This is a genomic window from Clostridium sp. D46t1_190503_E9 (assembly GCF_015555225.1).
Classification (GTDB): Bacteria; Bacillota; Clostridia; order Clostridiales; family Clostridiaceae; genus Clostridium.
The window spans coordinates 16,706-38,364 of record NZ_JADNKB010000018.1; the positions used below are offsets into that span (position 1 = coordinate 16,706).

Consider the following 21,659-nt stretch of genomic DNA (forward strand, 5'->3'; position numbering starts at 1 on the left):
GTTAAGAAAAATATCTTAACTCTTTTTTACTAGTTTGATAATTTGAAATCTGTATTTGTTAATTTAAATATATCTCTAATTCCATCTGTTATGTAAATTTGATTATCTTTAGTAACAAAAATAGCATCTATACCTTCTTGAGTATTAACAAATTTCATACCTTCTTCAACACCCATAGCAAAAACAGAAGTTGATAAGGCATCTCCATCTGAAGACTTATCACTTATTATTGTTATTCCAACAATTTCATTTTCATAAGGATATCCAGTTTTGGGACTTAATATATGATGATATTTGATTCCATCTTTTTCGATATATCTCTCATATATTCCAGAAGTTACTATTGATTTATTCTTTACAGTGATTGTACCAATTATATCTCCACGATCAGAAAATGGATTTTGTATTCCTATTCTCCAAGTGCTGCCATCAACTTTTGTTCCGTGAGCGAATATATTGCCACCTAAATCTATTATAGCGCTTTTAACGCCTTCTTCAGTAAGCATATCTGAAATAACATCCGCAGTATATCCTTTTGCTACGCCACCAAGGTCTATCATCATTCCGTGTTTTTTTAGAAATACAGTACTTTCTTCTTCATTAAGTTCAACATCGGAATACCCTACCAATGGAATTTTGGAATCTATTTCTTCTTGAGTTGGCACTTTTGCTTCAGGTAGACCAATATTCCAAAGTTTAACTATTGGACCAACTGAAATGTCAAATAGACCATTTGAAAGTTTAGCATATTCTAATCCTTTTTTTATGACTGTATATGTATCATAATCTACTTTTACTGGTTCAATTCCTGCAGATTCATTTATTTTATCAACTAATGTACCATTTTCATTAATACTTAAAGTAGATTCTAGTTCCTTGACTTTTTTAAATACATTATCTAATATGCTTTCATCATTGCTATCGTAAAGGGTTACGGTAACTACTGTTCCCATTAGAAGTTCAGTTCTAGTGAGGGGTTTAGCAACTTTGTTATCTTTTGAACAACCGGATAAAATTGTAAGAGAAAAAATTAACAAGATGGATATGGTGAAATAATTTAAATATTTTTTCTTCATAGATATTCCTCCTAAATAATATGTCATTATCTATTATAATTAAAAATCTCAAAAATAACAAAAGACTTTAGGTAAAAAACCTAAAGTCTAATATTAAAAATATTATTTAGCATCTGATAAAGCTTTTTCTGCTAAAGTTTTGAAAGAATCTGTAGTTTTAGTAGCTCCAGTAACTACATCTATAGAAGCAACATCTTGCTTTTCAACTAAAGCATCTTGTAATTTTGGGAAAGCTTCTTCAGGGTTAGTACCGCTTTTTGCTTTCATGTTTGTGTTGTATTCAGCATCGTCTAACTTACTACCTTTTTCGCCAACTTCATCATATTTAACTGTAGCGATTTTTCCATCTTTAACTTCTATTTCGATAGATGCTTGATATCCTCTTTCATCTTTTTCGCCTTTAGCTGAATAATTTCCGTCTTTTAATCCAGATTCCTTAGCTTCTTCTTTATTTCCGCATCCTACAAATACAGTAGTAGCTAATGCAGCAACTGCTAATAAGCTTATAACTCTTCTTGATTTCATAAAAAAATCCCCCTCAAACTTATTTAATTTTTCCATTGAATCTCTTCAATTACTAGATAATTATACACAAAAATATATTGTTTTGGTATTCGATTTGCTTATGATGTATAAGTATAAGTGATGGTGTTAAAAAAATAACAATTAGGTAAAAGCCTTGTATTTAAAGGGGATATATAAAAAAATACCTAAATTCAGGGTAAAAAAATTGTTAAAAAAACAACAAAAAATAATTATGGATATATAGACATATTATAAAATAGTGTATAGAATTAAATATGCTATTTTATAATTATTTAAATGAAGGGATGGGTGCAACATGTCAAAAAATAAGATACTTGTTCTTGGCGCTGGATATGGTGGTGTACATACTGCTAAGAAGCTAGCGAAGAAATATAAGAAAAATAATGATGTGGAAATTACATTAATAGATAGAAATCCATATCATACTTTAATGACAGAATTACATGAAGTTGCAGGGGGAAGAGTTCACCCTGAATCAGTTCAAGTGGAATTATGCAAGATTTTTGGTAAATCAAAGGTTAATGTAGTTACAGATTTTATAGAAAAAGTTGATACTGATAATAAAGTTGTAAAGACTACATACGGAGAATACTCATATGATTACTTAGTAATCGGTACAGGTAGTGAACCTGCATTCTTTGGAGTTCCAGGAGTAAAAGAAAATGGATTTACTTTATGGTCATTTGAAGATGCGTTAAAGATAAGAAAGCATATACAAGACATGTTTGCTAAAGCAAGTCTAGAAAGAAATGCTGCTAAGAGAAAAGAAATGCTTACATTTATAGTAGCTGGATCTGGATTTACAGGAATAGAAATGGCTGGAGAACTTTTAGAGTGGAAGACTAGATTAGCAAGAGAGTATAATGTTGATGAAAGTGAAGTTACTTTAAAAGTAGTTGAAGCTATGGGAACTATCTTAAATATGTTAGATAGAAAACAAGCTGATAAAGCAGAAAAATACATGGTTAAGCATGGAATGGAAATATTAAAGAATTCACCAATAGTTGAAGTTACTGAGAATAAGATAGTGCTTAAGAGTGGTGAAGAAATCAATACAAGAACTTTAATATGGACTTGTGGAATACAAGCAAATCAAGATGCTAAAGAATATGGATTAGATACAGCTAGAGCTGGAAGATTACAAACAAATGAATTCATGCAAGCTGTTGGAAAGAAAGACGTATTTGTAGTTGGAGATATGGCTTATTTTGAAGAAGAAGCTGGAAAGGGAACTCCTCAAATAGTTGAAGCTGCAGTTCAAACAGCAGACACAGTTGTTAAAAATATAGTTGCTTCAATTGAAAATAAAGAAATGCAAAAGTTCCAAGGAAAATATCATGGATTTATGGTTTCAATTGGTGGTAGATATTGTGTTGCAAACTTAATGGGACTTAAGTTATCAGGATTTTTTGCTATGATAATGAAACATTTAGTTAATATCCATTATTTATTTGGTGTAAATGATGTCCATGCAATATATAGCTATTTACAACATGAATTCTTTGCTATGGAAGATAGAAGATCAATAATGAGAGGTCATTTATCATCTAAGGCAAATAGATTATGGTTAGTTCCTCTAAGATTATATATAGGATGTTTATGGTTAATTGAAGGATTAAAGAAATTATTAGGTGAAAGCACATGGGAATCTATGTGGAAAGCTGATAGTATAGGTGATTTCTTTAAGAATATAACTATAGGTTCTGATAGTTGGACTAAAGCTGGAAATATTAAAATGCCATTCGAATGGTTACAACAAGCTACTTCAGGTGCATCAGCAAGTACAGAAACAGCAACAGAATTTGCAACACCAATTCTTAAGGAAGTTCCAGGGTGGTACTCAGCAATAATGCAAATAATGATGCCAAACCCAGAAGTTGCTGTATGGTTCCAAAGAATAGTTGTATTAATAGAAATAGGAATGGGATTATGTTTAATAGCAGGATTGTTTACATTCATATTTAGTGCAGTTTCAGCAGGTATGGTATTAAACTTTATTTTATGTGCTATGGCTGGTTGGGATATTTTATGGTACTTCTTTGGTTCAATTGCATTAATGGGTGGTGCAGGTAGAACATTTGGCTTAGATTACTATATAATGCCGTGGATTACAAGGATTGCAGATAATTTCTGGCATGGTAAGAAAAAACCAATGTACAAAAATGTATAGAAATCAATAGAGTAAAGTATTATAATATTTAATAATAATTTTATAAGGTAGAGTTTTTACTCTACCTTATAACATATAGAACTATATTACAAATTCATCCAATTGTATTATAATGGAGATGATCAGGTTATGTTTAAGAAGTTAGATTTTGTTATAATAGCAGTACTAATGCTATTATCCTTTCTTCCAGAAATTATTTTAGGTGCATCGGTAGGTAAGGGTTACAATAATACATATGCAGAAATAACAGTTTCAGGAAGAATATACAAGACAATACCTTTATCTGAACATAAGGGTGAAGAAACAATTGAAGTAAAAACTAAAGATGGGATTAATGTTATAAAGATAAGGGATAATAAAATAGGTATAATTGAGGCAGACTGTCCTGATAAAGTTTGTATGAATCCTGAATATATAGAAAAACCAGGACAAAGTTTAGTATGTCTTCCGCATAAGGTTATGGTAGAAATAAAAGGGAAGATAGATGATGATATTATACTATCACATTAAGGAGGAGCTATGAAAAAAACTAATAGAATTGTATATATAGGATTATTAGTAGCTCAGGCCTTAGTTTTACATATTATTGAGCGAATGATCCCTGTACCTTTTGTAACACCAGGTGCTAAATTAGGATTGGCCAACTTAATTACTGTTATTGCTTTATATACCTTAGATAGTAAAAAAGATGCTTTTTTAGTATTATTTTTGAGACTTACCTTAGGAACTATGTTTGGAGGAAACTTATCATCATTTATGTATAGTGCGGCTGGAGGAATCTTAAGCTTTGGTGCAATGAGTATCGTAAAGGACTTATTTAAGGATAAAGTTAGTATTATAGGTGTAAGTTCGTCAGGAGCAATATTTCATAATGTTGGGCAATTAATAATTGCGTCTCTAATAGTTAAAAATATAGGAGTTATGCTATATTTGCCTATATTATCTACTGTGGGTATAGTTACAGGTATTTTTATTGGAATAGCTGCAAATTATATTGTGGCACACTTAAAGAAGTTACCAATGTTTAGATAGTAGTAAATGAAATTATATAAGGTGAATTTAAAAATATATTTTAAATTTAAGTTTAAAAATAAAAAATATAGAAGATATAAATAATATTTTTTATAAAAAAATCTATAGGAAATTGATGATATTTAAGTAAGACTAGAATTTAGAAATTTATATAAGAAATTAAGCACTATAGAACTTAGATTTGATGTTTTGTTTAAATAGGTTAATTAGTTAGCAATAATATTATTAGCTATATAGATTATATGTAAAACTATATTGACAAGGTGAAAATACTAAGTCTATGATTTAGACTATCACTAAGAAGGTGGATTTTAATGGACAATATTTGGAATAATTATCCTCAAATAAAACAAGAGCTTGTTGGTGTATTAGACTTAATGAAAAAGAATGTTAGATGCAAGGACAAGAGAATTGAAAACTCTATAATAGAATTGATAGAATCAGGTGGTAAGTTATTAAGGCCTGCTTTTGTTTTAATAGGATCAAAATTTGGTGACAATGATATAGAGAAATCTATTCCAACTGCAGCGGTGATTGAAATGTTACATATGGCGACATTGGTACATGATGATGTAATAGATGATTCAAAACTTAGAAGAGGGCAAGAAACTATCCAATCTAAATATGGAAAGGATTATGCTGTATATATAGGTGATTATCTTTTCTGCGTATGCTTTAAAATTTTAGCTACCAATAATTCGCTACAAGCTATAAAAGTAGATTCAAGAGCAATGTCAAAAATTTGTATGGGGGAAGTAAATCAACTGAATTCTAGATTTTCTATGAATTTATCTGTAAAAGATTATTTAAGTAGAATTTCAGGAAAAACTGCAGAATTATTTTCAATTTCATTATATTTAGGAGCAGCAGAATGTAATGCTGATGATAAGATAAGTAAGGAACTTGGAAAAATAGGACATAATTTAGGTATGGCTTTTCAGATAATAGATGATATCTTAGATTATGAAGGAAATGATAAGAGTATTAAAAAGTCTGCAGCAAATGATTTAAAGCAAGGAATATATACTATTCCGTTAATTTATGCATATAAAAATAATAAAGCAGCATTTAATGATATTTTAGGAAAAGACTTTTATACTGAAGATGAAATAAGTAATATAGTGAACTTAGTAAAAGAAAACGATGGAATAAAAATGGCTAAAGAGTTGGCTGAAAAATACATGAAAAAATGTTTTAAAGGAATTGATAAGCTTCCTAATAATGAATATAAAAATATATTGAAGGAAATAGCAGAATGGCTATTACTTAGAACATATTAAAGGGTTACTAAATTAAGTAGCCCTTTAACATATTTTTTAGTGATTTTATAAATTCAGAATTTATTTTATAAAATGAATTTAAATAATTTATGTATAAAGGAAGTGAAATAGAAAAATTCTCAATTTGTATTCTTTTTATGTTAGTTGTTGAGCAGTAATTATTATATATGCTCATTGGAACAAAAGTAACGGCTTTACTAGATAAGACTCCGTTTAATGCTGAAAAATATGAATTAGTACTATATAGTATATTTAAATTATCTAGATTTTTTTCAGTGCAATTTAAAGCTGAAGATAATGATTGTTTTAAGCAAGTTTTATCTGAAGTAAATATTATAGGCAAATCAAATAGCTGATCTTTTGTTATAGTGTTTATTGGAAAATTAGCGTCAGATATCAAAACGATTTCATCGGATCCTATTTGTTTTGTAACAATTCCTTCATGCTCTTCAGGTTTTTTATAGCATATATAGATATCACATATATTATTTAGTAAGTTCGTATTTGTACAACATTCTATAGTATTAAGATTTATTGTATAGGAACTATATACCTTTTTTAATTTTGATATGATAACAGGTAAAATAGTTAGGCTAATTGATTCTACAGCTTCAATTGATATGTACTTCTTTTTATTGATAGAATTCAATAGTTCCTCTTGCATTTTATTATAAGCACTAAGTATAGATTCACAATACTTGAATAAAATTTCTCCTTCAGGAGTCAGGCTAACACCTTTATTACTTCTATTTAATAATTTTACATTTAGATTGTTTTCTAATTTTAATATTTGTTGGCTTAGTGCAGATTGTGATATATGTGCATTTTTGGCTACAGTAGAAATACTTTTTGAGTTAGCAACTTGAAAAAAATAATTTAAACTATCTATATGCATAACAATCTCCTATCTAATATTTTATATATTTAATTATTATAGTATAATAATTATTAAAAAGCAAAGTTATTTGAGACTATTGAAGCTAGAGTTATGCTGTATTATTAATTATATATTAGGATGTGATTAGGATGAAAATTAAAAGAAGGCTGTTGATATATCTAATAATAATTATATTTACTGTATTGATGGTAAATAAGCTAGTAATTAACACAAATGATCATACAATAAAAGGAAATATAAGCATATGGGTTGAAGATAAATATTATTCATATTTTACTTCTATTGCAAAAGAGTTTGAGGAAAATAATAAAAAGGTTAGCATCAAAATCGTAAGTGTAAAAAAAGAAGATTATCTATATAAAATAATAAATACCTCTCCAAATGAATCACCTAATATAGTTCATTTAGATTTTAATGAGTTAAATATAATAAGAGATAGAATAAATTTCACCAATGAGAATAAAGAAATAATTGATACATATAATAAAAATTTTAATAATACTAGACTAGAAGAAGTAAAAATAAATGATAATTATTATGCAATCCCTTTTACATCTAATCCAATAGCTTTATATCTAAGAAGTGATATTCTAAAAAAGTTTGGATATAAGGTTGAGGACATTAATACCTGGGGAAATTTAATCGATATTGGTAAAGATATTTATACTAAGAGTAATGGAGATATAAATATATTTTCTAGCCAAGATAAAGAAAATATAAGACTTTTGTTATCTGCACAATTGGTTGATTATGAAGAGAAAAACTATGAAAATAATGAGATTAACGATATCATAAATTCAATATATAATGAATCTTTTATAAATGACAATAATTATCTTTGTAGAATTTCATCTATAGATTTTTATTCAGAATTAATTAACCAAGCTATAGATGGAGTTTGGGAGTGTAAAAATCCACCAAGTTTTAATATAGGTGAAAATAAATTTTATGATATAGGTGGTGAAAACTTAGTAGCTTTAAATATTGAAGATAATAAGGAAGTAATAAAGAGTTTCATTTCATATGCGTCAACTAACAAGGAGTTATTATCAAAGGAAATGTTTGAGTGTAATTTTGTACCTAGTTCTTTATACTCTTTAAGAACGAAGTACATAAGTAAAGAATGTGAGAAATTAGAAGGAAGCAGCCCTTTCCTAATATTAAGTAATATAGTTGAAAGGGCTCCAGAAATAAAAAATTATGATAAATTTAATGAAATAATATACAACTTATATAATTAGAGCTTAGCGATTTCCCTATAAGCTTCCAATGTTTTAATAGCAGTTTGTCTCCAAGAAAATTGGAGGCTTCTTTTATACCCTTTTTTTGATAATTCCTCTTTTAAATTATTATCATTTAATAAATTTAATAGAGATTCTTCTAGCTCTGTTCTGCTAGAAGGGTCTATTAATATACATGAATCACCAGTAACCTCAGGAATTGATGTTATATTAGAGGTTATAACTGGAGTCATACAACTCATTGCTTCTAAAGGAGGAAGACCAAACCCTTCATAGAAAGAAGGGTAAACAAAAGCTTCAGCTCCATTATATAAAGTTGGAAGAAGACAATCGTCAATAAATCCTGTAAATATTATATTTTCATTAGATGGTAGTGAATTTGCAAGTTCAACAAGCTTCTTTCCTTCATCTTTAAGTGAACCAGCTAAAAGTAATATGTGGGGCTCATTCAAATCTTTATATATCTTATCAAAAGCTAAAATAAGTTCTCTAGCATTTTTACGTAAACTGAATCCACCTATGTATAGTATATAGGGCTTGTTGAAGTTAAATTTTTCCTTAATGTAGTTTTTACAATAAGCTTTATCAAGTGGTTTGAAATTTGAATTTGCTGCTAAAGGCGTAACGAATACCTTTTCTTCAGGAATATGATTGAAGAATTTTAAAATATCCTTTTTAGAATATTCAGAGACTGTAAGTATTCCTTTAGAGTTATCAATTATAGAAGGCATATTTTTTAAAAATCTTTCTAAATATCCTCGACCAGTAGTTTCAGGTAAAATGTATGGAATTAGGTCATGTATTGTGACTATACAATTATTTTCATAATTTTCGCAAAGACCAATTCCGTTTTGAGGAATATGATGAAGATCTATTTTATTATTTTTAATAAAGTTTGGAAAATAATAATTTTCATAAAATCCACCATGCCTTCTTGATGTGAAGATGATTTGGCTATTTTTTCTTTTATAGCTATCATAATTTTTTCCTGTCCAAAATAATGAATACTCATTTTCTTTATCTATATTAAGCAATTCTCTAACAAGATTTTCAGTATAAGTACCAATACCACTACCATTGTATAAGGTAATTCCTCTAGCATCTATAGATATTTTCATACTAATCCTCCTAAATTATCTTATATATTTATAGATATTATTAATTTTTTTTTATATAACAGAATATTAATAATAATTTAATTATGTGATAGTAAACACAATAAAATATAGACTTTCATATAATGGCATTGAGTAATTATTAAGGAGAATTTTATGGATATTTCATATATAAAAAAAGAAATTGAATCTAATTATCCATTAAAAATAATAAGTATAGAAAAAGTTAAAAATAGCTATAGAATTAAAACAGATGATGAGGAGTATGGTATTAAAGTAATTAAATATCAATTTCCTCATTTTTATTTTATTTTTTCAGCAATAAATCATTTAAAAAAACGTGGATTTAATAATATACCGGAAATAATAAATACCAATGAAAATTTGGGTTATGTAAAGCTTGGAAGTAGTTATGCATATCTAAATAGATGGATCGATTGTAAAAAATGTGATTATAGGAATTCGGAGGAATTGAAGCTAGCAGCACAGAAGCTAGGGGAGCTACATAAATGTAGTGAGGGATTTACAACAAGTAATATTATGAGACCGAGGATAGGTTGGTTTTCTTGGATAAAGGTATTTGAAACTAGATGTGATGAAATATTAGATTTTAAGAAAAGAATTTATCAAAAGGCATATAAATCTGAATTTGATGAAGTATATTTAAGAGCTATAGATGAAGAATTAGAAAGAGGTAAGAGAGCTATAGAAGAATTAAAGATGAATAGATATACAGAAATTATGGAAAAAGAGGTATTTAAGCGTGGCTTTTGTCATCATGACTATGCAAATCATAACGTATTAATAGATACGAATGGTGAATTAAATATTATAGACTTTGATTATTGTTTATTAGACACTCATATACATGATTTAGCATCATTGTTAATTAGGTGTATGAAAGATGGTAATTGGAGTAATGATAAAGCTCAGCTTGTATTAAATAGTTATTCAAAAACACACTCTTTATATGAAGAAGAGTTAAAAATTATAAAAGGGTTCATTAGATTTCCACAAGGGTTTTGGCAAATAGGATTACAATATTATTGGGAACAGCAGCCTTGGGGAGAAGAGTTTTTATTAAATAAGATAAATAAATATTTAAAAGATAGAAATGAAAGAGAAAAGTTTGTAGATAACTTTATTTGATAGAGGTGATGAGATGCAAAAGTTAGAGCTAAAATCATATTTAGAAGAAAGAGATATTTATATATTAAATGGAAAGATAAATAGAACAAAAGAACAAAAGATAAAAAATATATTTAATCAAATTGAGAATATAGTTTTATTCCATAATAGAATGGGTGAATATAAGGAAAATTTATTACCTAGGATTGGAGCAGCAATAGGCAGAGAAATTGATAATTATAACTCTCAAATAATTTTAATAGGTAAGTATATAAAATCAATTGAGAATAAAAGTAACTTAAATTCAATTGATTTCTATTTAATAAGAAATGGAGAAATGTTATTAAATAGGGGAAGAAAAGCATTAAGCCATGTATACTCTAACAATTACAGAAAATTAATATATAGGAGTATGAAAAATTATGAAGTTTGCTTAAGTAGGGTTGATGAAAATAATTTAGTTGTAGAAGATAATAATAAAATATTTATAGGGACAATAAAATATTTAACATACAATCTTAAGGAACATGATATATATTCATATATAAAGAAAATTAAAAGGAAGGATATGGAGTTTAGCATAGAGGAAGTGATAGATTATTATATTGAAATTGCTAATTTGGAAAGCGATAGTAAGCAATATTTAAGGGCTTTATGTTCATATCCAAACGAAGAATTTAAAGTGTTAGAGAGGTATATCCTGAAAAAGATAGATACAAATGAAGATGGAATCTTAGAGTTGTTATATAAAGCTAAAAATATGGATAGTAAATGCTTAATAATTTAATGGGGGATTTTCGAGTATGAATAAATTTAGATATGTAGATAGAGATATATTATGCCAATATGATTTGAATGAGGAGTTTTTTGAAAAATTAAATCTAGAAATTGAGGATATAATACCTCTGAGAAAAGTATTTGTTTTATTAACAAATGAAGGCAAGAAGATTTTAAAGCTTACTGACTCAAGCGAAGAAAGAATAAGATTTATCAGTGAAGCTTTAAATTATATATCAAAGGAATATGATAGTGTACTTAGTTATTATGAAAGTAAAGAGGGGGAAATAACTTATAAATTTGCTTCTAATAATTATGTTTTATTAAACATGATAGAAGGAAGAGAAGCAACATTTACTAACCCTGTTGAAGTTGAAATGTGTGCTAAAAGTATAGCTAATATGCATAATGCATCAAAAGGAATATTTAATAAATTAAGTACAGAAATAGTTAAAGGGAATTTAGGAGAATATTTACCGTACCAATTTAGTAAGGCAAAAGAAGATTTAATTAATATTAAGGAGTATGTTTTAAGGTTTAGGTATAAAAATGAATTTGATAAAGTATTCTTAGAACATGTTGATAGTAATATTAATCAAATACAAAAATCTATAGAACTTCTGGCTATGTGTGAATATAATTCAATGCTAGAGGATTTTAATAAAAGGGTTCTATGTCATAATGATTTAGCACACCATAATTTTATTATTGATGGAGATAATGTTAAAATAATAGATTTTGATTACTGTAAGATAGATACTAGAGCAGTAGATATAGCAAATTACTCAATAAAAGTAATAAAAAATAGTTGCTATGATTTAAATAAGTTCAAATTAATTTTAGATTCGTATAATTCCATAGAAAAATTAAGTAAACAAGAAATTAAACTTATATATGCAATTATTAGTTTCCCAAAAGATTTTATAACAATATCAAGAGATTATTACTATAAACAAAAGAAATGGGATTATGAAGTTTTCTTTAATAGATTAAAAGATAAAATTGGTAATGAAAATCATAGACAAGATTTTATTGAAAATTTTATAACTGAAATGAGTGAATATTTTTATTAATAAATAAAAGGACATCATATTTTTGTGGTTTGATGTCCTTTTAATTTGGATATATTAAGAGTTAGTGATTCTTTCATAAGCCTTAAGTGTTGATTTGGCAGTTATATTCCATGAATACTTGGAACTGTTTATTAGTCCTTGATTAATCATCCTTGTCTTAAGATCAGTATCGTATAAAACTTTTTCTATCCCAGATTTTAGAGCATCTATATCGTAAGGATTAATTAGCAAAGCTGAGTCATAACAGATTTCTGGAAGAGAAGTCACGTTAGATGCTATAACTGGGGTGCCACAAGCCATTGCTTCTAATGGAGGTAAACCAAATCCCTCATAGAATGAAGGATAGGCTAATAATTCAGATGCATTATAAAAAATGGGTAATTTTTCAAGAGGGATAAAATCGGTAAAAATAACATCATCTTCTATATTAAGATCTACAGTTCTCTTTTTATATATGTCATATGAAATTCCTTTTTTACCTGTTATAACTAGCTTAAGATTTTTTTTTCTAGTTCTAGAAAGAAGAGAAAATGCTTCTATTAAGCCCACTATATTTTTTCTAGGACTAAAACCACCTACATAAAGAATAAAATCATCTTTTATATCATATTCTTCTTCAATAATTTTTTTGCATTGACACTTATTCAAAGGTCTATATATATCCTCAGCAGCAAGATGTGTAACAAAAATTTTATCCTCAGGAAAATTAAATTCTTTTGATATATCTTGCTTTGAAAATTCAGAAACGGTTAATATACCATCACAATCATTTATGATTTTAGGAAGTTCATTATTAAATATATATAAATAACGATCACTAACTGTTTCTGGCATTCTCAATGGGATTATATCATGCAAAGTAATAGTTTTATGACAATTTATGTTTTGAGAAAGACCAACACCATTTTGAGGGACGTGGTAGATATCTATATTAGTATCATTTAAAATGTTAGGAACTCTAACTTCATCCCAAAAATTAGAATTCGAAGTGGCCTTTACTGATTCAACTTTGAAATTGTCACTTAAATCTAGAGCTGAATTTTCAGGTAGAAAAACTAAGTAGTCATTAAGTTTATCAACCTTATTTATACTATTTATAAGTTGATAAGTATATGTGCCAATTCCAGTCCCTCTATACCATTTTGCAGCTCTGCCATCTATGCCTATCTTCATGATTTAATCCTTTCACATTGTTTTTAATTTATTATATTAAATATAGGAATAAAATGTTAATAAAAGAATACATATAGTCATATAAATATAAAGGGGGTGAGCGTTATGATGAGAGAATTTGAAATAGAAAGACAATTTGACGTGAAAATTGAGGTTTTAAAAGCAAATAAAGGAGTATATTATTTAAAGACTAATAAGGGTGAAAGATGTTTAAAGAAGATTAATTATGGTCCTCAAAAGCTATTATTTGTTTACGGCGCTAAGGAACATTTAATAAATAATGGTTTTAAGGGTGTTGATAGATATTTTTTAAACATAGATGGGGAACCATATGCCCTAGTTAATGAAGATCTTTATACACTATCTGAATGGATAGAGGGTAGAGAATGCGATTTTCATAACATAGACGAGGTGAAATTAGCAGCAAAAACTCTTGCTAGCTTGCATGAGGCATCAAAAGGATATGATCCTCCAGAAAATTCTAAGCTAAAGAGTGACTTGGGTAGATGGACTCACCTTATGAATAAAAGAATAAAGTCCTTTGATAAAATGAGAGATATGGTAAGAAAGAAAAATAATAAAAATAATTTTGATTTACTATATTTAAAATCAATGGAATTCTATAAAGAGATAGGTAAAAAAGCTTTAAAAACATTAGAGGAATCAGAATATATGAAGTTATGTGAAATAGCAGAAAATGATAAAAGTTTTTGCCATCATGACTTCACATATCATAATATAATTTTAGATGAAAACAATAATTGTAATGTAATTGATTTTGATTACTGTAAAAGAGAAATAAGGACTTTTGATATTTCTAATTTTATGATAAAAGTTCTAAAAAGAGTTGATTGGGATATAAATTTTGCAAATGCAATTATAGAATCATATAATGAAGTTTCACCACTTTTAGATAGTGAATACAAGGTATTATATGCGTATTTACAATTTCCACAAAGATATTGGAGACTAGCTAATAGATATTATTATAATGAAGTTAACTGGGGGCAAAATACTTTTGGAAACAAAATTGAATCTATAATAAATGAACAAGAAGCTATGCTTAAGTTTTTAGAAGAATTTAAAAAAGAGTACAAGTTAGATTAAAAAAAGTGCCATGTGCACTTTTTTTATGTACAAATAAATAAAATTCGACATAGGATAATATAAAGTAATAAACTAAGAGGGAAAAATGGAGATAGGTGATTTAGTAGTTAGGAAATCATATGATAAGGATATTACATTCAAAATAATAGATATTAAAGAAGATGAAGATGGTAATCCTGTTTATGTATTAAAAGGTATTAGTATAAGAATTATAGCTGATTCCAAAAAAGAAGATTTAGAAGAAGTGGATGGACAATATGTAGGAGCAAAAGAAAAGATATTAAATACCAGGGTAGATGAAGCTATAAAGAAGGCTGTATCAATGAGAGGTGATACAGAAGCTATTAATATGATTAATAACTTAACAAGGGGGAGTAAGTCCTCTAAAGCACAGCAAAATAAAGAGTTGATATTTGGTAGGCCGGGAAAAATACTTCACATAGATGGTGATAGTGAGTATCTTGAAATGTGCCTTAAGGTTTATAAGCAGTTGTCTTTAGAGGCTGTAGGTAGAGCAATTCCTGAAAGGAAACAACCAGAGTTAATTGTTGACTTAGTTAAAGAAATTAAACCAGATATAGTTGTTTTAACTGGACATGATAGTGTTCTAAGAGTAACAGACGATTATTTGAATCTAGATAATTATAGAAATTCAAGATATTATATAGAGGCAGTAAAAGCTTTAAGAAATTATAATTCTAGCTATGATGAATTAGTAATTTTTGCAGGAGCATGTCAAAGCTGTTATGAATGTATGTTAGATGCAGGGGCTAATTTTGCAAGTTCGCCTAATAGGGTATTAATCCATTGCCTAGATCCTGTATTTGTATGTGAAAAAATAGCATATACAAGAATTGATAAGGTTGTATCGATAACAGATGTTATAGATAATACAATTACAGGAACAAAAGGAATTGGGGGTTTACAAACAAGAGGTAAATATAGAGAAGGATACCCAAGATCACCATATATATAAATATTTATTTATTAAAAATCTACTGAAAACGCAGTGGGTTTTTATTTTTAGACTAAAATATGACTTATTTATTAATTATACAAATAAAATGTATAAAAAAACAAAAGATAGATATACTAATAAATGTATAAAAGATCACTAAAAAGGTAAAAGTTTACATTGACAACTTGCATCAAAGGTGATAAAATATAAATTTTGCTTGACAAAAAGTGGGTTTGGGTGTATAATATTATTTAGAAAGAAGGTGTTTATGTGGAAAAAGTAAAGACTATCGCCGCTATAAAGAGGGATATAGAAGACCATATAGGAGATAAAGTAACTCTGAAGGCAAACGGTGGGAGAAAAAAAATCCTAGTAAACAACGGAGTAATAGAAAGTGCTCACCCAAGCATTTTTGTAGTAAGACTAGAAAATGATATTCAAAGAACAGTAACATACAGCTATTCAGATGTATTAACTAAGACAGTACAATTATATTTTGCTTTATAGAGAATAGAGCTTCTTTTAATGGAAGCTCTATATTTTTTTTATTTTTATAAAAAAAAGAAAGATGGTGGGTTTCCATCTTTCAACTATGGTATAAAAGGGTATTGAGAATTTATGAGAGGTTATATGGTCAATAACCTCTTTTATAATACGACATATTTTATTATATGTCAACATATTATTTAAAAAAACAGAAAAAAATCTTAGGCAATTATTATAATTCGACATATATTTAGATAAACAATCCTATAATGTAAATAAGAGTAATTAAAATGTTGAAATTTGATTTTTTTATTTTAGCAATATTTTAGTTAAGCATGAATAAATATATATAGTCATAAATATATATAATACTAGGTATTGTATGGGAGGGATTATATGTCACAAATAGATGTAATAAAAGAAGTCGTTCACTATGAACAATTACTTAGAGAAAATTTAACTAATCATGTACTAAAGGGAGAATATCTAATAAGAGATTCACAATATCCTGATATGAAAGAAGTATTGGGAGTAGATGCAAAAGCTACCATAACTAATAAGGAAATTCTTGGAGACAAGATTATGGTAGAAGGGCAATTAAATTATATAGTATTTTATTTACCAAAGGATGAAACTATAACAGATTCACCATCAAATAAAATACATTCAGTTGTTTTTACTGATAAATTTGCCAACTATCTTGATCTTAATAGTGATGAACATAATATATTATGCGACGTTGAGTGCGAGATAGAACATATTGAAGCTGATTGGATGAATGAAAGAAAGGTAGGTATTGATGGTATATTGACCCTAAGATGGGAAGTATATAAAAATGGTGAATTTGAATACGTAAAGGATATTGAAGGTAAAGAAGATATACAAATTAAGAAAAAGGATGAAGTTATTAACGGTGTAAAGGGAGAAAAAGAAGTTGATTTAATAGGTAAATCTATGCTTAAAGTAACTATGGATAAACCTGAAATTGAAGAAGTTTTAAAATGTGCTATGAATGTTCATAAAAAAGAAATTAAGATTGTAGAAGACAAGGTATATGTTGGTTGCTATTGTAGAATTGAGGTATTATATAAAGGTAAAGAAAATAAAGAACTTATAACTTTACAAGATGATGTTTATCTATCAAAAGAAGAAGAAATGCCTGGTATATCAAGTGATATGATTAGTTCATTAAACTTAAATATTAAAGATCAACAATGTGCAATTAATTTAGATGACTTAGGAGAAAATAGAGTAGTAGACATAGAGTTCTTGGTTAAAGGAAGAGTTAAAGTTTATTCAAAAGATAAGATTGAAATGTTAAAGGATGCATACTGTCCAACTATGAATATTGATCTTGAAAAAGATGATAAAGAGTTCGGAGCTATACATTCAATAACAAACACAGAGGCTATGGCTAAAGATAATATAGAGTTAAAAAATGAAGAAGATAGATTAGAACAGATAATATGTGTAACTGGTCATCCTATTGTTACAGACAAAATGGTTGAAGATGACAAAGTTAAAGTTGAAGGGGTAGTTAAAGTATCTGTTATTTATAGACTTGTAGGTGAAGAATTAAATTATGGTATGGTAACAGGAGAAGTTCCATTTATTACTGCTGCAGATATAAAAGGTAGTAAAAAAGGAATGAATGCATTAATAAAGATATCTCTAGAAACTTTGGATGCTAGCATAGAAGGAAACTCGATTTCTATAAGAGCTAATGTTGGACTTACTATAAAGGTTTGTCATAAAGTAAATAAAGAATGTGTAATAGATGTTGTTGAAGGACCAGCTGAAATTAAAGAAAAAAAATCATCAATAACTATATATGTTGTTGGTGAAGGTGATACTTTATGGGACTTAGCAAAGAAATATAATACAACTATGGATGAATTAAATAAATTAAATGAATTAGATGGAAATGAAAACATAAAACAAGGCGATAAATTAATAATACCGGGAAGAGCTATATTTTAATTCTTAATAATTAAAGTATTTAATAATGATTATAGAATAGATTTCTATTTATTCTATAATCATTATTTTTTTAGTGGAATTGGTAATTGCATCTTATAGTGAATAATATTTTGCTAGGGTGGATAAAATAAGGAATGCATAAGATAAGAGGTGAGAAAATGGCAGAAAAAATTAAAGGCGATTTAATAATAATCGGAGGAGCAGAAGATAAAGAAGGCGATAAAGAAATATTGAAAAAAGTATGTAACTCCATAGATAAAGAAAAAGACAATATTTTAATTGCTACAATAGCAACAGAATATCCAACAGAGGCATTGGAAAAATACACAAAAGTATTTAAGCAGTTAGGCGTTATCAACATAAAAGGTTTAAATATAAAAGAGAGAGCCGATTCTTTAAATGAAGAAAATATAAATCTTGTAAAAGAAGCACAACTTATATTCTTTACGGGTGGAGATCAATTACGTATAACAAGTTTAGTAGGGGGAACACCTATTTATGATTCATTAAAAGAGGCAAGTTCCAGAGGTTGTATAATAGTAGGCACATCTGCAGGAGCTTCTGTTATGAGTGATACTATGGTGGTTAAAGGAGATGATGATGAATCTCCAAGAAAATGTACTTTAAAAATGGCTCCTGGGCTTGGGTTCGTAAAGGGAATAATGATAGATCAACATTTTGCGCAAAGAGGTAGAATTGGAAGATTACTAACAGGTATAGCGCAAAATCCAGAGGTTCTAGGGATTGGTATAGATGAGGATACAGCTATAGTAGTGAGAGATAGTGGAATAGCACAAGTTATTGGAACTGGCGCTGTATATTTTTTGGATGCTAGAAATATAACACATAGCAATGTATCCGAACAATTTTATGATGAAGTATTAAGTATGTTTAACGTAAATTTACATGTGTTAAAAGAAGGAGATAGATTTAATCTACTAACGAAGTTACCTTTTGAGGAGGAAAATAATAAAGATGAAGATAATAGAGACTAAGGTCTTTAAGGGAAAAAACATCTATTCCTATAAAAAATGTATGAAAGTAGATGTTGATTTAGAAGGGTATTCTGAAATACCGAGTAAAGACATAGAAGATTTCAATGATAATATTATTAATATGATTCCAGAATTAAATACACATAGATGTGGAATTGATGAAGAAAGAGGATTTGTAAAAAGGTTAATAGAAGGAACATACTTAGCTCATATATGTGAGCATATGGCTATAGCGATACAAAATAAAATAGGAATTGATGTACACTATGGTAAAGCAAGAGAGGTAGAAGGCGATCATTACTATATAATTTGTCAATATATATATGAAGAGGTAGGTATAGAAAGTATAAAGTTAGCAGTTGATATAATAAATGCGTTAATAAATAAAATACCTATAAATTATGATGAAAGAATAGAGCTATTAAAATGTATTTTGAGAGATGAATCAATGGGACCTAGTACAAAATCGATATGTGATTATGCTCAAAAAATAGGATTACCAGTTATCAGTCTTGGGAGCGGAAATTTTCATCAAATAGGATATGGGAAACAAGGAAGAATAATTGAAGCTTCTATAGGAGCTAATACAAATTGTGTATCTGTTGATATTTCTTGTGATAAACTGTTAACAAAAGAATTGTTAAGTAACCAGGGGATTCCTGTTGCGAAAGGTTTAAGAGTTAAAAATATAATAGATTTATTAAGGGCTGCAGAAGAAATAGGATATCCTGTAGTGTTAAAACCTCAATATGGTAATCAGGGAAAGGGTGTAGTTCTTAATATTAAAAATGAAAAAGAATTATTAAATGTATATAAAACACTTAAAGATAAATTTAAAAATTTAATGATAGAAAAATATTATAAAGGAAATGATTTTAGAGTTTGTGTAGTTAATTATAAAGTTGTAGCTGCATCACGCAGAATGCCTCCTTATGTAGAAGGAAATGGAATCAATACGGTAATTGAACTTATAGATAAATTGAATCAAAACCCTGAAAGAGGGGAAGATCATGAAAAGTATTTAACAAAAATAAAGATTGATGAAGAAGTAATTAAATGTATAAATGAACAAGGAAAAGAATTAGATGATATTTTAACTTCTGGAGAAACTATATTTTTAAGGAAAAATGCTAATTTATCAACTGGTGGAGAAGCTATAGATTATACAGATGAAATATGTGAAGAAAATATAAATCTATGTATAAGAGCTGCTAAAACTTTAAATTTAGATATATGTGGAATAGATATATGTGCAGAAGATATATCCAAACCTATATATAACAGCGGAATAATAATGGAGGTAAATGCTGCCCCAGGGCTTAGAATGCATTTAAATCCAAGTAAGGGTATTTCGAGAGATATAGGTAAAGAAATAGTTAATATGCTATATAATGATAAGCCACACAATATACCTGTTGTATCAATTACAGGTACCAATGGAAAAACAACAACAACAAGGGTAATAAGCCATACTTTAAGCAAAATGGGGTACTGTGTGGGAATGACAAGTACTAGCGGAATATATATAAATGATGAATGTATTGATAGTGGTGATGATACAGGGTTTGAAAGTGCCAAATCTGTTTTACTAAATCGTGATGTTGATGTAGCTGTTTTAGAAACTGCAAGAGGTGGGATAATTAAAAAAGGCTTAGCTTATGATTTAGCTGATGTAGCAGTAATTACTAATATTAGAGAAGATCACCTAGGCATTGATGGAATAAATAGCATGGAAGAACTATGCTATGTAAAATCATTAGTTGGAGAAGTAGTTAAAGAGGATGGATATGTTGTATTAAATGCAGATGATTATTGGAGTAAATCTATATTAGATAGAATAAAAGCTAATATAATATTCTTTAGTAAGGATTCAAATAATCCACTATTAAAACAAAGCAAAATAAGTAATATATCTGTTTATTTAGAAAATGATGATATTGTAGTTTCTAACAATGGAAAGAAATATGTGATATGTGGCATAAAAGAAGTACCAATAACTTTAGATGGAAAATTATCCTTTAACATTGAAAATACTTTGGCAATATGTGGAGCTTTAGTGGGAATGGGAATAGACTACTGTATGATAAAAAATGGAATTACAACTTACCTATTAAACTCACATAAAAATTCAGGTAGATTTAATTGTTATGATGTAAATGGTATAAATGTCATATTGGACTATGGGCATAATGTGGATGGATATAATTCAGTTCTATCTGCTGTGAAAGAAATCAATAATGGGATGTTGTACGGAGTAATAGGCATTCCAGGAGATAGAAGCAATGAGACAGCTAAAGAAATAGGAAGAATAGCATCTAAATATTTAGATTATAGTATAGTAAAAGAAGATAAAGATTTGAGAGGAAGAAAGCAAGGGGAAATCGCCCAATTAATAGTTGATGGTATGCGAAGCAGTAGTGATAGAAAGAAATATGAGGTTATATTAAGGGAAGAAGATGCATTTGAAAAAGCACTTAATATGGCTAATAGTGGGGATACGGTAATAGTATTTTTTGAAGATATGAAACCATTAGTAAATATTATAAATAAATTTTCTAGTTACAGAGAAGAAAGAAATATATCTAATATCTAAGCTTCAAATTAGAGTTAGAGTTTAAGTATTC

Annotated in this window: 19 protein-coding genes; 14 read left to right on the forward strand and 5 right to left on the reverse strand. The window is 28.0% G+C overall.

The window, feature by feature from the left end; all coding sequences use genetic code 11:
- Positions 1 to 29: 29 nt before the first annotated feature.
- Together I2E83_RS16685 and I2E83_RS16690 are read right to left on the reverse strand one after the other, a co-directional pair.
- Positions 30 to 1,076 carry an FAD:protein FMN transferase gene (locus I2E83_RS16685; RefSeq protein WP_195431170.1) on the reverse strand — a complete coding sequence of 349 codons (1,047 nt, stop codon included), beginning with the start codon at positions 1,074 to 1,076 and terminating at the stop codon, positions 30 to 32.
- Positions 1,077 to 1,178: 102 nt separating this feature from the next.
- Positions 1,179 to 1,601, reverse strand: a complete 423-nt coding sequence (locus I2E83_RS16690) for an FMN-binding protein (protein WP_195265812.1) — start codon at positions 1,599 to 1,601, stop codon at positions 1,179 to 1,181.
- Between the two features lie 316 nt (positions 1,602 to 1,917).
- Between I2E83_RS16690 and I2E83_RS16695 the strand changes: the two genes are divergently transcribed.
- The 4 genes from I2E83_RS16695 to I2E83_RS16710 all read left to right on the forward strand — a co-directional run bounded on the left by I2E83_RS16695 (position 1,918) and on the right by I2E83_RS16710 (position 6,104).
- On the forward strand, positions 1,918 to 3,792 hold the full coding sequence (locus I2E83_RS16695; protein WP_195265814.1) for an FAD-dependent oxidoreductase: 1,875 nt from the start codon (positions 1,918 to 1,920) through the stop codon (positions 3,790 to 3,792).
- A 129-nt stretch (positions 3,793 to 3,921) separates the two neighbouring features.
- Positions 3,922 to 4,302 (forward strand): NusG domain II-containing protein, encoded by a 381-nt coding sequence (locus I2E83_RS16700; RefSeq protein WP_195265816.1) that lies wholly within the window; start codon positions 3,922 to 3,924, stop codon positions 4,300 to 4,302.
- A gap of 9 nt (positions 4,303 to 4,311) precedes the next feature.
- A complete protein-coding gene (locus I2E83_RS16705) occupies positions 4,312 to 4,824 on the forward strand; it encodes a Gx transporter family protein (protein ID WP_195431173.1) in 513 nt (170 codons plus the stop codon).
- Positions 4,825 to 5,138: 314 nt separating this feature from the next.
- Positions 5,139 to 6,104: a polyprenyl synthetase family protein gene (locus I2E83_RS16710; RefSeq protein ID WP_195265820.1), complete on the forward strand. Its 966-nt coding sequence runs from the start codon at positions 5,139 to 5,141 to the stop codon at positions 6,102 to 6,104.
- A 7-nt stretch (positions 6,105 to 6,111) separates the two neighbouring features.
- On the opposite strand, the gene I2E83_RS16715 is transcribed toward I2E83_RS16710, so the two are convergent.
- Positions 6,112 to 6,999, reverse strand: a complete 888-nt coding sequence (locus tag I2E83_RS16715; protein WP_195265822.1) for a LysR family transcriptional regulator — start codon at positions 6,997 to 6,999, stop codon at positions 6,112 to 6,114.
- A 131-nt stretch (positions 7,000 to 7,130) separates the two neighbouring features.
- On the opposite strand from I2E83_RS16715, the gene I2E83_RS16720 reads away from it, so the two are divergent.
- On the forward strand, positions 7,131 to 8,243 hold the full coding sequence (locus I2E83_RS16720; protein ID WP_195265824.1) for an ABC transporter substrate-binding protein: 1,113 nt from the start codon (positions 7,131 to 7,133) through the stop codon (positions 8,241 to 8,243).
- On the opposite strand, the gene I2E83_RS16725 is transcribed toward I2E83_RS16720, so the two are convergent.
- On the reverse strand, positions 8,240 to 9,361 hold the full coding sequence (locus I2E83_RS16725; protein ID WP_195265826.1) for a glycosyltransferase family 1 protein: 1,122 nt from the start codon (positions 9,359 to 9,361) through the stop codon (positions 8,240 to 8,242). The two genes, I2E83_RS16720 and I2E83_RS16725, sit on opposite strands and share 4 nt — an antisense overlap.
- Positions 9,362 to 9,514: 153 nt before the next feature.
- Here I2E83_RS16725 and I2E83_RS16730 point away from each other — a divergent pair, with 153 nt between their 5' ends.
- The 3 genes from I2E83_RS16730 to I2E83_RS16740 are packed head-to-tail and all read left to right on the forward strand — an operon-like array spanning position 9,515 to position 12,336.
- Positions 9,515 to 10,507: a CotS family spore coat protein gene (locus I2E83_RS16730; RefSeq protein ID WP_195265828.1), complete on the forward strand. Its 993-nt coding sequence runs from the start codon at positions 9,515 to 9,517 to the stop codon at positions 10,505 to 10,507.
- 13 nt (positions 10,508 to 10,520) lie between these two features.
- Entirely contained in the window at positions 10,521 to 11,273 is a 753-nt protein-coding gene (locus I2E83_RS16735; protein ID WP_195265830.1) for a hypothetical protein, read from the forward strand.
- A gap of 16 nt (positions 11,274 to 11,289) precedes the next feature.
- Positions 11,290 to 12,336 carry a CotS family spore coat protein gene (locus I2E83_RS16740; protein WP_195265832.1) on the forward strand — a complete coding sequence of 349 codons (1,047 nt, stop codon included), beginning with the start codon at positions 11,290 to 11,292 and terminating at the stop codon, positions 12,334 to 12,336.
- Positions 12,337 to 12,390: 54 nt separating this feature from the next.
- Here I2E83_RS16740 and I2E83_RS16745 read toward each other — a convergent pair whose 3' ends face one another.
- Positions 12,391 to 13,509 (reverse strand): glycosyltransferase family 1 protein, encoded by a 1,119-nt coding sequence (locus tag I2E83_RS16745; protein WP_195265842.1) that lies wholly within the window; start codon positions 13,507 to 13,509, stop codon positions 12,391 to 12,393.
- A gap of 105 nt (positions 13,510 to 13,614) precedes the next feature.
- On the opposite strand from I2E83_RS16745, the gene I2E83_RS16750 reads away from it, so the two are divergent.
- The 6 genes from I2E83_RS16750 (at position 13,615) to cphA (ending at position 21,628) form a co-directional block, all read left to right on the forward strand.
- Positions 13,615 to 14,616: a CotS family spore coat protein gene (locus I2E83_RS16750; protein ID WP_195265845.1), complete on the forward strand. Its 1,002-nt coding sequence runs from the start codon at positions 13,615 to 13,617 to the stop codon at positions 14,614 to 14,616.
- A gap of 85 nt (positions 14,617 to 14,701) precedes the next feature.
- A complete protein-coding gene (gene yabG, locus I2E83_RS16755) occupies positions 14,702 to 15,592 on the forward strand; it encodes a sporulation peptidase YabG (protein WP_195265847.1) in 891 nt (296 codons plus the stop codon).
- Between the two features lie 252 nt (positions 15,593 to 15,844).
- A complete protein-coding gene (locus tag I2E83_RS16760) occupies positions 15,845 to 16,081 on the forward strand; it encodes a Veg family protein (RefSeq protein WP_008676552.1) in 237 nt (78 codons plus the stop codon).
- A gap of 375 nt (positions 16,082 to 16,456) precedes the next feature.
- Positions 16,457 to 18,040 (forward strand): SPOCS domain-containing protein, encoded by a 1,584-nt coding sequence (locus I2E83_RS16765; protein ID WP_195265849.1) that lies wholly within the window; start codon positions 16,457 to 16,459, stop codon positions 18,038 to 18,040.
- Between the two features lie 158 nt (positions 18,041 to 18,198).
- Positions 18,199 to 19,035 carry a cyanophycinase gene (locus tag I2E83_RS16770; RefSeq protein ID WP_195265895.1) on the forward strand — a complete coding sequence of 279 codons (837 nt, stop codon included), beginning with the start codon at positions 18,199 to 18,201 and terminating at the stop codon, positions 19,033 to 19,035.
- A complete protein-coding gene (gene cphA, locus I2E83_RS16775) occupies positions 19,016 to 21,628 on the forward strand; it encodes a cyanophycin synthetase (protein WP_195265851.1) in 2,613 nt (870 codons plus the stop codon). Before I2E83_RS16770 ends, cphA begins: the two co-directional genes overlap by 20 nt.
- Positions 21,629 to 21,659 lie beyond the last annotated feature (31 nt).

What these genes read in the sequence shown, in the direction of transcription:
- I2E83_RS16685 (WP_195431170.1), bottom strand. Translation starts at nt 1,076, where the DNA reads ATGAAGAAAAAATATTTAAATTATTTCACCATATCCATCTTGTTAATT.
- I2E83_RS16690 (WP_195265812.1), bottom strand. Translation starts at nt 1,601, where the DNA reads ATGAAATCAAGAAGAGTTATAAGCTTATTAGCAGTTGCTGCATTAGCT.
- I2E83_RS16695 (WP_195265814.1), top strand. Translation starts at nt 1,918, where the DNA reads ATGTCAAAAAATAAGATACTTGTTCTTGGCGCTGGATATGGTGGTGTA.
- I2E83_RS16700 (WP_195265816.1), top strand. Translation starts at nt 3,922, where the DNA reads ATGTTTAAGAAGTTAGATTTTGTTATAATAGCAGTACTAATGCTATTA.
- I2E83_RS16705 (WP_195431173.1), top strand. Translation starts at nt 4,312, where the DNA reads ATGAAAAAAACTAATAGAATTGTATATATAGGATTATTAGTAGCTCAG.
- I2E83_RS16710 (WP_195265820.1), top strand. Translation starts at nt 5,139, where the DNA reads ATGGACAATATTTGGAATAATTATCCTCAAATAAAACAAGAGCTTGTT.
- I2E83_RS16715 (WP_195265822.1), bottom strand. Translation starts at nt 6,999, where the DNA reads ATGCATATAGATAGTTTAAATTATTTTTTTCAAGTTGCTAACTCAAAA.
- I2E83_RS16720 (WP_195265824.1), top strand. Translation starts at nt 7,131, where the DNA reads ATGAAAATTAAAAGAAGGCTGTTGATATATCTAATAATAATTATATTT.
- I2E83_RS16725 (WP_195265826.1), bottom strand. Translation starts at nt 9,361, where the DNA reads ATGAAAATATCTATAGATGCTAGAGGAATTACCTTATACAATGGTAGT.
- I2E83_RS16730 (WP_195265828.1), top strand. Translation starts at nt 9,515, where the DNA reads ATGGATATTTCATATATAAAAAAAGAAATTGAATCTAATTATCCATTA.
- I2E83_RS16735 (WP_195265830.1), top strand. Translation starts at nt 10,521, where the DNA reads ATGCAAAAGTTAGAGCTAAAATCATATTTAGAAGAAAGAGATATTTAT.
- I2E83_RS16740 (WP_195265832.1), top strand. Translation starts at nt 11,290, where the DNA reads ATGAATAAATTTAGATATGTAGATAGAGATATATTATGCCAATATGAT.
- I2E83_RS16745 (WP_195265842.1), bottom strand. Translation starts at nt 13,509, where the DNA reads ATGAAGATAGGCATAGATGGCAGAGCTGCAAAATGGTATAGAGGGACT.
- I2E83_RS16750 (WP_195265845.1), top strand. Translation starts at nt 13,615, where the DNA reads ATGATGAGAGAATTTGAAATAGAAAGACAATTTGACGTGAAAATTGAG.
- yabG (WP_195265847.1), top strand. Translation starts at nt 14,702, where the DNA reads ATGGAGATAGGTGATTTAGTAGTTAGGAAATCATATGATAAGGATATT.
- I2E83_RS16765 (WP_195265849.1), top strand. Translation starts at nt 16,457, where the DNA reads ATGTCACAAATAGATGTAATAAAAGAAGTCGTTCACTATGAACAATTA.
- I2E83_RS16770 (WP_195265895.1), top strand. Translation starts at nt 18,199, where the DNA reads ATGGCAGAAAAAATTAAAGGCGATTTAATAATAATCGGAGGAGCAGAA.
- cphA (WP_195265851.1), top strand. Translation starts at nt 19,016, where the DNA reads ATGAAGATAATAGAGACTAAGGTCTTTAAGGGAAAAAACATCTATTCC.